The 13,959-nt window shown below is 46.6% G+C and carries 11 protein-coding genes; 10 read left to right on the top strand and 1 reads right to left on the bottom strand.

Features of this window, described 5'->3' with window-relative positions; genetic code table 11:
- Positions 1-100: 100 nt before the first annotated feature.
- The 6 genes from ACTNA4_RS08845 (at position 101) to ACTNA4_RS08870 (ending at position 7,665) form a co-directional block, all read left to right on the top strand.
- Positions 101-1,069: a Gfo/Idh/MocA family protein gene (locus ACTNA4_RS08845; protein ID WP_441018486.1), complete on the top strand. Its 969-nt coding sequence runs from the start codon at positions 101-103 to the stop codon at positions 1,067-1,069.
- Between the two features lie 146 nt (positions 1,070-1,215).
- Entirely contained in the window at positions 1,216-2,790 is a 1,575-nt protein-coding gene (gene malQ, locus ACTNA4_RS08850) for a 4-alpha-glucanotransferase (protein ID WP_441029702.1), read from the top strand.
- 30 nt (positions 2,791-2,820) lie between these two features.
- On the top strand, positions 2,821-4,050 hold the full coding sequence (locus ACTNA4_RS08855) for a DNA polymerase Y family protein (protein WP_441018490.1): 1,230 nt from the start codon (positions 2,821-2,823) through the stop codon (positions 4,048-4,050).
- A 105-nt stretch (positions 4,051-4,155) separates the two neighbouring features.
- Positions 4,156-5,367, top strand: coding sequence for an ATP-grasp domain-containing protein (locus ACTNA4_RS08860; RefSeq protein WP_427808244.1), 1,212 nt, complete (start codon positions 4,156-4,158; stop codon positions 5,365-5,367).
- A gap of 51 nt (positions 5,368-5,418) precedes the next feature.
- A complete protein-coding gene (locus ACTNA4_RS08865; RefSeq protein WP_427808246.1) occupies positions 5,419-6,120 on the top strand; it encodes an aspartate/glutamate racemase family protein in 702 nt (233 codons plus the stop codon).
- 30 nt (positions 6,121-6,150) lie between these two features.
- Positions 6,151-7,665 carry a Mur ligase family protein gene (locus ACTNA4_RS08870; RefSeq protein ID WP_427820388.1) on the top strand — a complete coding sequence of 505 codons (1,515 nt, stop codon included), beginning with the start codon at positions 6,151-6,153 and terminating at the stop codon, positions 7,663-7,665.
- Positions 7,666-7,767: 102 nt separating this feature from the next.
- On the opposite strand, the gene ACTNA4_RS08875 is transcribed toward ACTNA4_RS08870, so the two are convergent.
- Positions 7,768-8,655 carry an arginase gene (locus ACTNA4_RS08875; RefSeq protein ID WP_427820389.1) on the bottom strand — a complete coding sequence of 296 codons (888 nt, stop codon included), beginning with the start codon at positions 8,653-8,655 and terminating at the stop codon, positions 7,768-7,770.
- A 103-nt stretch (positions 8,656-8,758) separates the two neighbouring features.
- On the opposite strand from ACTNA4_RS08875, the gene ACTNA4_RS08880 reads away from it, so the two are divergent.
- Genes ACTNA4_RS08880 through fmt form a run of 4 tightly spaced genes read left to right on the top strand, consistent with a single transcriptional unit; the run spans position 8,759 to position 13,959 of the window.
- Positions 8,759-10,267, top strand: coding sequence for a UDP-N-acetylmuramoyl-L-alanyl-D-glutamate--2,6-diaminopimelate ligase (locus ACTNA4_RS08880; RefSeq protein WP_441018492.1), 1,509 nt, complete (start codon positions 8,759-8,761; stop codon positions 10,265-10,267).
- 1 nt (position 10,268) lies between these two features.
- Positions 10,269-12,497, top strand: coding sequence for a replication restart helicase PriA (gene priA, locus ACTNA4_RS08885; RefSeq protein ID WP_441018510.1), 2,229 nt, complete (start codon positions 10,269-10,271; stop codon positions 12,495-12,497).
- A gap of 20 nt (positions 12,498-12,517) precedes the next feature.
- A complete protein-coding gene (def, locus tag ACTNA4_RS08890) occupies positions 12,518-12,988 on the top strand; it encodes a peptide deformylase (protein ID WP_427808256.1) in 471 nt (156 codons plus the stop codon).
- A 38-nt stretch (positions 12,989-13,026) separates the two neighbouring features.
- Positions 13,027-13,959 (top strand): methionyl-tRNA formyltransferase, encoded by a 933-nt coding sequence (gene fmt, locus ACTNA4_RS08895; protein ID WP_427808258.1) that lies wholly within the window; start codon positions 13,027-13,029, stop codon positions 13,957-13,959.

The following is a 13,959-nucleotide window of genomic DNA, read 5'->3' on the forward strand; positions in this document are numbered from 1 at the left end:
GAATCATGAGAATGACTTTTTGGAGTTTGCGTCTTCTTTTTGTCTATGATACAATAATTTTATCTGAGTTTAGTGGTGCAAAGAAAGGGGACAAAGGGAAATGAAATTCGCAATTTTGGCAGCGGGAAATATTGCTAACAGCATGGCAGAAGCGGTGAGCGGAATTGATGCGGTAGAGAAATATGCAGTTGCATGCCGTGAAATTGAACGTGCAAAAAAATTTGCTGATAAATGGGATTTTGAGAAGGCATACGGCTCTTATGAGGAGATGCTGGAAGATCCGGAAGTGGAACTGGTGTATGTGGCATCTCCACATTCTCATCATTATCAGCACACGAAGATGTGTCTTGAGCACGGAAAACATGTTCTTGTGGAAAAAGCATTTACCGTAAATGCTAAGCAGGCAGAGGAATTGATTCGGATGGCTAAGGACAAGGGACTTCTTCTGGCAGAGGCGATCTGGACCAGATATATGCCGAGCAGAAAGATGATTGATGAGATTGTAGACAGTGGTGTGATCGGTAAGGTGACCTCGTTGACCGCGAATCTGGGTTACGTACTTCCGCATGTGGAACGTATGCAGAAACCGGAACTTGCGGGAGGTGCTCTTCTGGATCTGGGTGTGTATCCGATCAATTTTGCTCTTATGGCATTTCATGAAGACGTGCAGAATATTACTTCGACAGCGGTGCTCTCTCCTGCGGGCATTGACTGGATGAACAGCATTACGCTGACGTTTGCGGACGGAAAAATGGCAGTTCTCCACAGCGACATGCTGGCGCAGACGGACCGCCAGGGTGTCATAAACGGGGATAAGGGATACATCGAAGTGCAGAATATTAACAACTGTGAAGAAATCAGGGTGTTTGATCTGGCGCGGAAGATGATTGCCAGATATGAACGGCCGCAGCAGATCAACGGCTATGAATATGAAGTTATCTCCTGCATGAAGGCAATCGAAGAGGGGAAAACAGAGTGTCCGGAGATGCCGCACAGTGAAACGCTTCGTGTTATGAAGATGATGGATTCGATCCGAGAACAGTGGGGAATGACTTATCCGTGTGAATAGTACGGAAAATGAAGAAAGACCTCTAAAAAGTGAGAAAACAAGTATAGTTTTTTGTAAAGCCATGACATGGAATGTATGGTATGATTTTAAAAGGAGAAAAGTCTGTAAATGAAACAATACAGACGGGAATCAGGAGGAAACAAAAGATGAAAAGAGCAGGGGGAATATTACTTCCCATTACAAGCCTTCCGTCCAAATATGGAATCGGGGCATTTTCAAAAGAGGCGTATGAATTTGTAGATAAACTTGCAGAGGCGGGACAGTCTTACTGGCAGATACTCCCACTGGGACCGACCAGTTACGGGGATTCACCATACCAGTCCTTTTCTACGTTTGCGGGGAATCCGTATTTTATCGATTTGGAGGAGCTGATCGAGGAAGGTGTGCTGACCAAAGAAGAATGTGACGCCTGTGATTTTGGAGATGATCCACAAAGTCTAGATTATGGGAAGATTTACAAAGAAAGATTTAAACTTCTTTATAAGGCGTATGAGCGTAGCAAAATTTATGAAGTGCCGGAATTTCAGAAGTTTATACAGGAAAATGCTTTCTGGCTGGATGACTATGCGCTCTTTATGGCAGTAAAGGAACGCTTTGACGGAGCTGCGTGGAATGAATGGGCTGAAGATATCCGTCTCCGTTGGGGATTTGCGCTTGATTATTATCGGGAAAATTGTTATTTCGAAATTGAATTTTATAAATATCTGCAGTTTAAATTCCTGCAGCAGTGGACAAAACTGAAAGAATATGCAAATAATAAGGGGATTAAGATCATTGGTGATATTCCGATCTATGTTGCGTTTGACAGTGCGGATGCATGGGCGAATCCGCAACTCTTCCAGTTTAACAGTGACAATCTGCCGGTTGCTGTGGCAGGCTGTCCGCCGGATGCATTTTCCGCTACGGGTCAGTTGTGGGGAAATCCGCTTTATCGCTGGGATTATCATAAGAATACAGATTATGAATGGTGGACACGAAGAATGGAGCACTGCTACAAGTTGTATGATGTAGTGAGAATCGATCATTTCAGAGGTTTCGACGAGTATTATTCCATTCCGTTTGGCGATGAGACGGCAATGGGCGGCCATTGGGAGAAAGGACCGGGGATGGATCTGTTCCGGACTTTAGAGCGGAAACTTGGGAAGCGGGAAGTGATCGCGGAGGATCTTGGGTTTATGACCCCATCCGTAGAAAAACTGGTAGCAGACAGTGGTTATCCGAATATGAAGGTATTGGAATTTGCATTTGAACCGGACGAGGATACGGGATATCTTCCGCATTCTTATGACAGAAACTGCGTGGTATACACGGGAACGCATGACAATGATACCCTTCTTTCATGGTTTGGGACACTCACGGAAGAACAGAAAGAATTCCTTTTTGAATATATCGATAAGGAAGTCGGGGAGGAAGAAATCAACTGGGAGATCATTAAGCTCGCGATGATGAGCAGTGCAAATCTTTGTGTGATCCCGCTGCAGGATTATCTGAAACTTGGAAATGAGGCAAGGATCAACAAGCCTTCTACGCTCGGATGTAACTGGAAGTGGCGTCTAAAAGAAGGACAAGTCACAGATGAATTGTTAAAAGAAATCAAAAAATTGACAATCAGGAGTTTCCGTACCGAAAGACCGCGAAAAGAAGTTGTTGAAGAAACAGAATCAGAAGCGGAAAATACGGCGGAAACAGAAATGGAAGAAGAAAAGAAAGTAGAAGTATAACTATAAAAAGTTTAACAGGAAGGCAAAATCATGCGTCCGATTATTTTTCATATTGATGTGAATTCTGCATATTTAAGCTGGACGGCTGTGGATCAACTGAAAAATGGGGCGGCGCTTGATCTTCGTACGATACCGGCGATTATTGGCGGGGATCAGAAGTCCCGCCATGGTGTTGTTCTGGCAAAATCCATTCCGGCGAAGAAGTTCGGAATCCGCACCGGGGAACCGGTAGCAAATGCCATGCGGAAATGTCCGAATCTTCATATGGAGCCGCCGGATCATAAACTATACCATAATTATAGCGAAAAACTGATGGAATTCCTGCGAGGATACACGAAGGAGATCGAACAGGTCAGTGTGGATGAATGCTATATGGACTTCACCGGAATTGCAGGAAAATATGCTTCTCCGGTGGCGGCCGCTTTTGAAATTAAGGACAAAATATATGAGATGTTTGGATTTACGGTGAATATCGGAATTTCCAGCAACAAACTGTTGGCAAAGATGGCATCGGATTTTGAAAAACCAAACCGGGTCCATACTTTATTTCCGGAAGAGATCCGTGTGAAGATGTGGCCGCTTCCGGTGCAGGATCTCTTTATGGCAGGCAGAGCAAGTGTGGAAACGCTGCAAAAACTGGAAATTTCCACGATTGGAGATCTGGCACAGACGGATCCTTCAATTCTGGAATTGCATTTGAAGAGTCATGGACGTATGCTCTGGGAATTTGCGAACGGAATGGATGACTCTTCCGTACAGTCTGAGGAGACCGCGGCAAAAGGAATCGGAAATTCTACGACGTTACCGCAGGATGCAGTTACCCGCGAAGCGGCAGTGAAGGTGCTTTACGAACTCGCACAGAGTGTGGGAAGAAGACTGCGCAAAGCCGGCAAGAAAGCAAGCATGGTGAGCACGGAGATTAAATACGCGACGTTCCAGAGTGTATCCCATCAAAAACAGCTTGCGCGCCCATCTGATGAAGATCAGGTGATATACGAGGAGGCCTGCCGGCTGTTTGACGAACTCTGGAGTGGAGAACCGATCCGGCTTCTCGGTATCCGATCGTCTAAGCTTACGGATAGCGGACAGCCGGAACAGATTAGTATGTTCGATGCAGAGTTTGTTGCAGAACAGACGAAAAGAGCGAAGCTGTCTGAAAAGCATAAGAAATTGAATACTGCAATGGAGAGCATTTGCAAACGCTACGGGAAGGATGCCGTTGTAAAGGCAAGTGATCTGGCGAAAAAAGAGGCGAAGTGACGGTGATGGATGTGACAAATAGAAGGTCATTCCTTGACACTGGTACTTCGCCTGCGTTATAATCAAGTGATATGTATCAATCAGGAAGGAGCAGTTTTTCAAATCATGAAATTTCAAGACAAAGAATTTATCCCGGTACTTTTGGGGGGCGATATCAACACATACAGTGTTGCGCGTGCTTTTTATGAACAATACCGGGTAAAGACATATATATTCGGAAAATTCCCAACGGGACCAAGCTATAACAGTAAGATCATCGAATATCATCCGAACCCGAAGATCGATACCGATGATTATTTCCTTAAGACGGTTAATCATTTTGCAAAAAAACATGCGGATAAAAAGATTGTCCTGATCGGATGTGGGGACAGTTATGTGGCTTTGATCAGTAAGCATAAGAGCGAGCTTGCTGACAATATCATTGCTCCGTACATTGATTTTGAACTGATGAACAGCCTGCAGCAGAAAGAGACATTCTATAAGCTCTGTGAAAAGCACGGGGTGGATTATCCGGGCACTTTGATTTACGATGCATCCATGGGAATGGATTTTGAGATGAATTTCCAGTTTCCGGTGATTCTGAAACCATCGGATAGTATCCAGTATTGGGAGCATGAGTTTGAAACACAGAATAAAGTCTATACGATCAAAGACAGGGAAGAGTTGGAGCGCGTGATTGGTCAGATCTATGGTGCCGGCTATACAGATAAGCTGATTATCCAGGATATGATTCCGGGAAATGATGAATACATGTATGTATTGACTTCCTATTCGGATCGGAACGGAAAAGTGAAGATGATGTGTCTGGGACACGTTCTTCTGGAGGAGCATACTCCGCACGGCCTGGGAAATCATGCGGTGATCATTACGGAGCCGAATGAAGAACTGATGATGAAAGTGAAGAATCTTCTGGAAGACCTGCATTATGTTGGATTCTCCAATTTTGATATCAAGTACGACAAAAGAGACGGCAAATTTAAGTTCTTTGAGATCAATACACGGCAGGGAAGAAGTAATTATTATGTGACGGGATCCGGATTCAATGTGGCAAAATATATTGTTGAAGAATATGTTTACGGCAAAGAATTAAAGCTTAAACTGGCCAAAGATGAACATCTCTGGATGGTTGTTCCGAAAGCAGTCGCATTTAAATATGTGAAAGAAGAGGCGAACAAAGCAAAACTCAGAAAGCTGATTAAAGAGAAGAAAATGGTAAATCCGGTTTTCATGAGAGGAGATTTGAAGCCAAGACGTTTCCTTGCGATGGCGAAGACACATCTGAGTCACTTTGTGAAGTTTAAAAAGTATTACAGTTAATAATCCGAATAGAAGCGGACAGAATTAATAAAACGGACAGGGGAGATGCGTATGGTGAAGAAATTAGGAGTGATCGGCGGAATGGGGCCGGAAGCGACAAGCTTTTTCTATGCGAGGGTCATAGCAAGAACCAAGGCGGCAAGTGACCAGGAGCATATTGACATGGTGATCTTAAGTCATGCTACGATGCCGGACAGAACGAAGGCAATTCTTACCGGACACAAAGAGGAATTTCTGAAGGCGATTACGAAAGATGCCCGTGATCTGGAGAAGCTTGGGGTTGCGAACATTGCAATTCCCTGCAATACTTCCCACTATTTCCTGAAAGAGATCCAGGCGGCGACGAAGGTTCCGATCATCAACATGGTGGAAGAAAGCGTACGCTATGTGACGGAACAGCATCCGGATGTGAAGAAGATCGGTATTATGGGAACAGACGGCACCTTGCAGGCAGGCACCTATTATCGCGCATGCGAACGTCGCGGCATTGCGGCTGTTTCGCCGCGGAGCGATGCGCAGCGGGAGGTTATGTCACTGATCTACGATGATATTAAAGGCGGTAAGACCGGAGACAGGGCGAAATTTGACTGTGCATATAACGATCTGATGGAACAGGGATGTGATGCTGTTATTCTGGCATGTACAGAGATCTCTGTTTTTAAAGAATACTATCAGGTACCTGTCAACTGTCTCGATGCTATGGATGTTCTGGTAACGGAGTCTATCCTCCGCTCGGGAGCTCAGATCAGATAGGCGAAGGAGAACTGGAAGGAGAGGCTACAGATGAAGAAATATACATTGGAAGCTTACGCGCAGCTTCTTCAGAATGCGCGGATGATGAAGGAATTTTATTCCTGTGGAAAAGAAGATGCACAGATTGAATACCTGACCTATGACTCGAGAGAAGTTGTGGAAGGAACATTATTCATCTGCAAAGGCGCCGCATTTAAAGCGGAATATCTCGACGCCGCGATCCGGAAGGGGGCGGTGGCTTATGTGAGCGAGGTGAAATATGATACGGAAGTAGATGTGCCGTATTTCCTGGTTGACGATATCAGAAAAGCAATGCCGTATCTTGCGGAGAAGTTCAACAATGCGCCGTGGAAATCACTCAATATCGTGGGAATAGGCGGAACAAAGGGAAAATCCACTTCTGCATATTACATGAAAGCAATTGTGGATGATTACATGGAAGCAACCGGTGGAAAAGAAAGTGCGGTCATTTCTTCGATTGATATTTATGATGGCGTGATCAAGAAAGAATCACATATTACGACGCCGGAGGCGGTGGAATTGCAGGAGCATTTCCGTCATGCTGTTGAGAGCGGAATTTCTTATGTGGAGATGGAGGTATCCTCTCAGGCGCTGAAATATAACCGTGTTGATAATATGATGCTGGATGTGGGGATATTTCTTAATATTTCCGAAGATCATATCAGTCCGATCGAACATCCTGATTTTGAAGACTATTTTGCTTCTAAGCTTAAAATATTTGCAAAGGCAAAGAACGCAGTGGTCAATCTGGATGCGGATTTCGCTGACCGGATACTGGAAGCGTCAAAGGCAAGTGAGCGGGTGCTGACATTTAGCACTAGGAATCCGGAGGCGGATGTTTACGGGTATGACATTCAGAAAGACGGTCATGAGATCGTATTTATGGTAAAAACAGCAGAGTTTGATGAAGAATTCCGTCTGACTATGCCGGGACTTTTCAATGTGGAAAATGCGCTTGCCGTAATCGCGGCATCCATACTGCTCGGTATTCCGAAGGAGTATATGCACAGTGGACTTTACCGTGCAAGATCCAGCGGACGAATGGAACTGTATGCGAGCAAGGATAAGAAGCTGATTGCAGTCGTGGATTATGCACACAACAAACTCAGTTTTGAAAAGTTGTTCTCTTCTACGAAGGATGAGTATCCGGACTATGCGATCGTTTCTATTTTTGGCTGTCCGGGCAAGAAAGCCTACATTCGAAGAAGGGACCTTGGAACGGTTGCTGGGCAGTATTCGAAGAAAGTATATTTGACGGCGGAGGATCCGGGATACGAACCGGTGGAAGACATTTCCAAAGACATTGCGCAGTATGTAGAAGCGCAGAACTGTCCGTATGTTATGATCGAGAACAGGGGAGAGGCAATCAAGGCCGCGATGGATGAAGCGGAAGGAAAGACAATCCTTCTGATCACCGGGAAGGGAAATGAGACGCGTCAAAAATACGGATGTGAATATCTGGATTGTAAATCAGATGTACAGTATGTAAAAGAACTGCTTGCAGAGTATGATAAAACGCATTAGTAAAAACAGGAAGTGCCTTTCTAAGCACTTCCTATTTTAAAATGCGTAGCAATCCTTCGATCCTGTCATATAATATAAGTATAGAGCACTGTCGGTATCATTTTAGAAAGAACGGAAATCTGCAGAACTCTCATACAGTTCGTGAATCAGAGAAACCAGTTCGGAGACGAAATCGGCGGTTCGGTCCATCTTGTCGTGCGCCACATTGAATTCTACAATATCACATGCGATCACGGGAAGTGCAGGCAGAAGTGTGCGGAACATTTCCATAACTTCCGCCTGATTGAATCCACCGGGAACCGGTACGGATACGCCCGGAATCAGTTCTGGATCCATGGAATCAATGTCAAAACTGATATGAACAGCGGACAGGTGCGAAAATCGGCCGATTATTTCGGTCAGACACTGGGAAAGACCCTTGGCACGAACCGCGCCCCATGTATAATAGCGTATGTGAAGCTGATCCAGAAAAACTTTCTCCGGCGGATCGATGTCGCGAAGCCCGATCATGATGATATTTTCAGGTTTTAGTTTCGGTTGTTCGTCCAGAAAATGGGTCAGACGTTTCTCGCCCATACCAAGCAGTGCGGCAACCGGCATGCCGTGAATATTGCCGGTTACAGTTGTCTCATCCGTATTGATGTCCGGATGGGCGTCAATCCAGAGAAGGCCGGTATCGCCGCCTGAGGTACGGCGGGTATATACACTGGAAGCGGAGACGGAGCCCATGGCCGCGCTGTGATCTCCTGCGATAAAAAGTGGGGTATCCCCTTTGGAAAGTACCTCATATCCATAGGAAGCAATGCTCTCGCAAGTGGCAGCGACGCTGTTCAGATTTTTGAGCTGAAGCAGCCCCTCTTCCTCTTTCTTGATTTCCGGGATGAGAGGAAACTGTAAATTAGGATAATGTGCGTTTAAGTACGCAAGACTTCGAATCAGTCCGGTGTCACCAACCCCTAGGTGAATCGGACACCCATACATGTGCAACATAAAAACCTCCATAACAAAAGGACAGTATGTCCTGCTGATAGAAGTATAGCAAATTGGAAGCAGAAACACAAGGGGCGAAGGTTTGTTAGAAAAGAGGTTTTGTATGAAGCTTGTAAATCTGACAGGACAATTGGAATATGCGGTGCTTAGGGCCCCATGCCCGCTTGCAGAGATTGAGATTACCGGAATCTCTTATGATTCCAGAGAGACGAAAGAGGGAGAACTGTTTGTATGTCTGGCGGGGAGCAGGGATGACGGCCACCGGCATATCAGTGAGGCACGCATAAGAGGCGCCGTGGCAGTTCTTGTAGAGAAGCTGGTGCTGGATAAAGAAATTCTGCATATTCCTGAGGGGATGGCGGTTCTCCTTGTGAAGGACACGAGGGAAGCATTGGCTTATATCAGCGCTGCGTATTTTCAATATCCGGCCAGAAAGCTGAAGGTAATTGGTGTGACCGGAACCAAGGGGAAAACGACAGTTGCCAGCCTGATTTTTCAGATGCTGGAGGCACTCGGACATCGGGCGGCGCTGATGGGCACGATCGGGACCGTGATCGGAGAAATGCAGATCCCGGAGAAGAATACAACGTATGAATCCTTTACCATTCACCAGTATTTTGATAAAATGGTAGAAATGGGATGCGAATATGCAGTCATGGAAGTATCTTCGCAGGGAATCAAGTGGAAACGGATCGAAGGAATTGAATTTGAAATTGGTATTTTTACCAATTTTGGAGAAGATCATGTGGGAGCGCATGAGCACGCAAGTATTGCGGAATATCGGTATTATAAATCTTGTCTGTTTCGTCATTGCAGGATTGGAATCGGCAATCTGGACGACCGGAATTGCGGATTTATGTTTAAAAGAGCAACCTGCAGAAAATATGGTTTCACCACAATGCGGGACGGCGGAGATCATATACTTGCTGCATCCGGAATTTCGTTTGGAATGGAAGAAGAGGGCCCTGTGAGCAGATTTACGGCGGATGGGACAGAATTTACTATGGAGATGCCGGGAATGTTTAATGTCTATAATGCGCTGGCAGCGCTTCAGGCAATCCGGTGCCTGGATCTTGATATCAGCCAGGCAGCAGAGACGCTTAGAAAAGCGCATGTAAAAGGAAGAATGGAGAGAATCCTCGTTGAAAAAAACATCGCTTGCTATATAGATTATGCGCACAATGCGATGAGTCTCCAGTGTGTGCTTACGACGCTGAAAGTGTATCAGCCCGGAAGAATCCTGCTGGTATTCGGGTGTGGAGGAGAAAGGGCTGCCTCACGCAGACTGGAGATGGGAAAAGTGGCAGGACGGCTGGCGGATATGACGATCATCACGTCAGATAATCCCCGGGAGGAAGAACCGATGCAGATCATTCGGGAGATTCTAGAAGGGATGGAAATGACAAAGGGAATGTATCTGGTAGAAGAAGACCGGAAAAAAGCGGTTTCGCTGGCAATTTCCATGGCGGAACCGGGAGATATCCTTGTCATTGCCGGAAAGGGACATGAGTCCTATCAGGAAATCGGTTCGATGCGGTATCATATGGATGACAGGGAACTTGTGCTCGAAGCAATCAAAAAAAGACATCAGACAGAAAGTGAAGAAAAATAGGATGTATGCAGATATTATCATAGATATTACAAATGAAAAACTGGATCGGATCTTCCAATATCGGGTACCGGAATGGCTGGAACAAGTTCTGCATGTCGGTATGGAAGTCGTGGTTCCTTTTGGAAGAGGAAATCATGAAAGGCATGGATATGTGGTTGGTTTTTCAGAAACATGTGACTATGAACCGGATAAGATGAAAGAAATACTAAGACCTGCAGAGAAAAGTGTAGCAATTGAATCGCATCTTGTAGAACTTGCGGCCTGGATGAAGGAACAGTATGGAGGGACCATGATTCAGGCACTTCGGACGGTTCTGCCAATCAAGAAAACAGAAAAAGCCAAACAACAGAGGATCATAAGAAGGCTGATTTCTGTGGAGGAGGGACGTGCGAGGCTGGAGGAATACCGGCACAAGAATCAGAAGGCGAGAGCACGGCTGATGGAGGCACTTCTGGATGATGAAGAAATTGATGCGTCGCTAGTCATGAAAAAACTGAATATCACACAGGAAGTAGTGCGCGCGTTGGAGAAACAGAATGTACTGGAAGTCTATTCAGAGCAGATCTACCGAAATCCGGTCAAGAAGACGGAGAGGGAAGAAAAGACCGTTGTGTACACAGAGGCGCAGAAGGCAGCCATTGAGACATTCCGGGAAGATTACCGGAAAAAGGATTATCACACCTATCTGCTGTACGGGATCACGGGAAGCGGGAAGACAGAAGTATATATGGAAATGATCCGGGAAGTGGTAGCTGGCGGCAGGCAGGCAATCGTGCTGATTCCGGAGATCGCACTGACGTATCAGACCGTCATGCGGTTCTGCCGCCGGTTCGGAAGCAGGGTTTCGATCATGAATTCCCGACTTTCGCCGGGGGAGCGGTATGACCAGATGATGCGTGCGAAGAATGGGGAACTGGATGTGATGATCGGACCGAGATCAGCCCTTTTCACACCATTTCCCGATCTTGGCCTGATCGTGATCGATGAGGAGCATGAGTCGGCTTACAAAAGTGAACAGGTTCCCCGGTATCATGCCAGAGAGACTGCGGAAGAGCGAGCAAGGCTGGAAGGAGCAAGTGTCGTGCTTGGTTCGGCCACTCCGTCACTGGAAGCATTTTACCGATGTCGGAAAGGAAAGTATCGTATGCTGGAGCTTCCCGGCCGGACAGAAGGAAGTCTGCTTCCGACGGTGGATGTGGTGGATATGCGTGAGGAAATGTCGGCAGGAAACCGGTCCATTCTCAGCGACCGGCTGCACAGCCTGATGGAGGACCGGCTGAAAAAAGGAGAGCAGATAATGCTTTTCCTGAATCGGAGAGGATATGCAGGATTCCTTTCTTGCAGGTCTTGCGGATATGTAGTAAAATGTCCTCATTGTGATGTTTCACTTGCAATTCATAAAAACGGCAGGATGGTCTGCCATTATTGCGGGTACGAGCGGGCACAGGTAAAGGTATGTCCTTCCTGCGGGTCGCCCCATATCGGTGGTTTCCGCGCAGGTACGCAGCAGATCGAGGAACTGGTGAAACGGGAATTTCCGGAAGCAAGGGTGCTCAGAATGGATCTGGATACCACCCGCAGCAAGGAAGGACATGAGAAGATTCTGTCGGCATTTGCCGGAGAAGAGGCAGATATCTTGATCGGCACGCAGATGATCGTGAAAGGACATGATTTTCCCAACGTTACTCTTGTGGGTATTCTGGCGGCAGATATGTCTCTGTATTCGGACGATTACCGTTCGGCGGAGCGAACCTTTGAACTGCTCACGCAGGCGGCGGGAAGAGCCGGAAGAGGACACAAAAAAGGGGAAGTCGTGATCCAGACTTATAGTCCGGATCATTACAGCATCCAGACTGCGGCCAGGCAGGATTACAGAGCATTCTATGAGGAAGAGATGAATTACCGGGAACTCATGGGGTATCCACCGGCAGAACATCTGCTGGCGGTATTGCTTTCCGGTGAAGATGAAGCACTTCTGGAAAAAGGTGCACATTATCTGAAGGAGTATGCGCTCCGTGTGTCCAGAGGAACCCGTTCTAAGATTATCGGCCCCGCCAGTCCTTATGTGGGAAAAGTGAAAGATGTGTACCGCAGAGTGCTGTATATTAAGGATGAATCTGGCAATGTGCTGGTTGGAATTAAAAATAAAATGGAACAATATATTGAGGTCAACAGTGGATTTGCAAAGATGAGGATTCAGTTCGATTTTGACCCGATGAACGTATTTTAATGAGAAGTGGAGGATGTAAAATGGCAATCAGAACAATCAGAGAAATGGGAGATGACGTATTAACAAAGGTTTGTAAGGAAGTCCCGAAGATGACACTTCGGACAAGGATCCTGATCGAGGATATGTTGGACACAATGTACCAGGCAGCCGGAGTGGGACTTGCGGCACCGCAGGTGGGAATTCTGAAACGAATCGTCGTGATCGATGTAGGAGAAGGACCGATCGTGATGATTAATCCGGAGATTCTGGAGACTTCCGGAGAGCAGACCGGAGAAGAAGGATGCTTAAGTGTTCCGGGAAAAGCCGGTGTGGTAACCAGACCGAATTATGTGAAGGCACGGGCACTTAATGAAAACATGGAAGAGTATATCATTGAAGGTGAGGAACTTCTGGCGAGAGCAATCTGCCATGAACTGGATCATCTGGATGGGCACCTTTATGTGGAAAAGGTTGAGGGAGAGCTGCACGATACGAATTATGAAGAAGAATAGGAAACTTGTATCATTCGATGAAAAGAAGGAGGATTGAAATGAGAATTATATTTATGGGAACTCCTGATTTTTCGGTCGGGACACTGGAGGCGCTGGTCGAGGCCGGTCATGAAGTGGTTCTTGCGGTCACACAGCCGGACAAGCCGAAGGGACGAGGAAAGGAAATGCAGTTCACACCTGTGAAGGAATGTGCGCTGAGACACGGGATTCCGGTATTCCAGCCGAAAAAAGTGCGTGATCCCGAGTGTGTGGAAGAGCTAAAGAAATATCAGGCGGATGTCTGTGTTGTAATCGCATTTGGACAGATTTTGCCGAAAGAAATTCTGGAAATGACCCCATATGGGTGTATCAATGTTCATGCATCCTTGCTCCCGAGCTATCGGGGAGCAGCGCCGATCCAGTGGGCTGTCATCCGGGGAGAAAAAATATCCGGTGTGACGACCATGCAGATGGATGAAGGTCTTGATACCGGAGACATGCTGGAAAAGACCGAGATTATTCTGGATGAGAAAGAAACCGGGGGCAGCCTGCACGACAAGCTTGCCGAGGCAGGGGCAAAGCTCTGTGTTCATACACTGGACAAATTGGTCCAAGGGGACTTGACGCCACAGAAACAGGGGGAGAGTCCGACGGAATACGCAAGAATGCTGGATAAAAAGCTGGGTGATATCAACTGGGAACAGTCCGCGGTTGAGATTGAACGGCTGATCCGGGGACTGAATCCGTGGCCGAGCGCCTATACAGACTGGAATGGGAAAACGATGAAGATCTGGGAAGCAGACGCGGTACCGGGAGAAAATACAGAAAAAGCTCCGGGCACGATTACGGATGTGACGAAAGATGATTTTGCCGTGCAGACCGGAGACGGTCAGCTGCGCGTGCGTGCGCTTCAGATTCCGGGGAAAAAGCGGATGGAAGCAGATGCCTTTTTAAGAGGGTATCAGGTAAAAGTGGGGGAGCATTTGGGATAA

Origin of the sequence: Bariatricus sp. HCP28S3_A7, from assembly GCF_052066375.1 — a bacterium.
GTDB lineage: Bacteria > Bacillota > Clostridia > Lachnospirales > Lachnospiraceae > Allocoprococcus.

Coding starts and splice junctions, on each gene's coding strand:
- ACTNA4_RS08845 (WP_441018486.1), top strand. CDS start 101: ATGAAATTCGCAATTTTGGCAGCGGGAAATATTGCTAACAGCATGGCA.
- malQ (WP_441029702.1), top strand. CDS start 1,216: ATGAAAAGAGCAGGGGGAATATTACTTCCCATTACAAGCCTTCCGTCC.
- ACTNA4_RS08855 (WP_441018490.1), top strand. CDS start 2,821: ATGCGTCCGATTATTTTTCATATTGATGTGAATTCTGCATATTTAAGC.
- ACTNA4_RS08860 (WP_427808244.1), top strand. CDS start 4,156: ATGAAATTTCAAGACAAAGAATTTATCCCGGTACTTTTGGGGGGCGAT.
- ACTNA4_RS08865 (WP_427808246.1), top strand. CDS start 5,419: ATGGTGAAGAAATTAGGAGTGATCGGCGGAATGGGGCCGGAAGCGACA.
- ACTNA4_RS08870 (WP_427820388.1), top strand. CDS start 6,151: ATGAAGAAATATACATTGGAAGCTTACGCGCAGCTTCTTCAGAATGCG.
- ACTNA4_RS08875 (WP_427820389.1), bottom strand. CDS start 8,655: ATGTTGCACATGTATGGGTGTCCGATTCACCTAGGGGTTGGTGACACC.
- ACTNA4_RS08880 (WP_441018492.1), top strand. CDS start 8,759: ATGAAGCTTGTAAATCTGACAGGACAATTGGAATATGCGGTGCTTAGG.
- priA (WP_441018510.1), top strand. CDS start 10,269: ATGTATGCAGATATTATCATAGATATTACAAATGAAAAACTGGATCGG.
- def (WP_427808256.1), top strand. CDS start 12,518: ATGGCAATCAGAACAATCAGAGAAATGGGAGATGACGTATTAACAAAG.
- fmt (WP_427808258.1), top strand. CDS start 13,027: ATGAGAATTATATTTATGGGAACTCCTGATTTTTCGGTCGGGACACTG.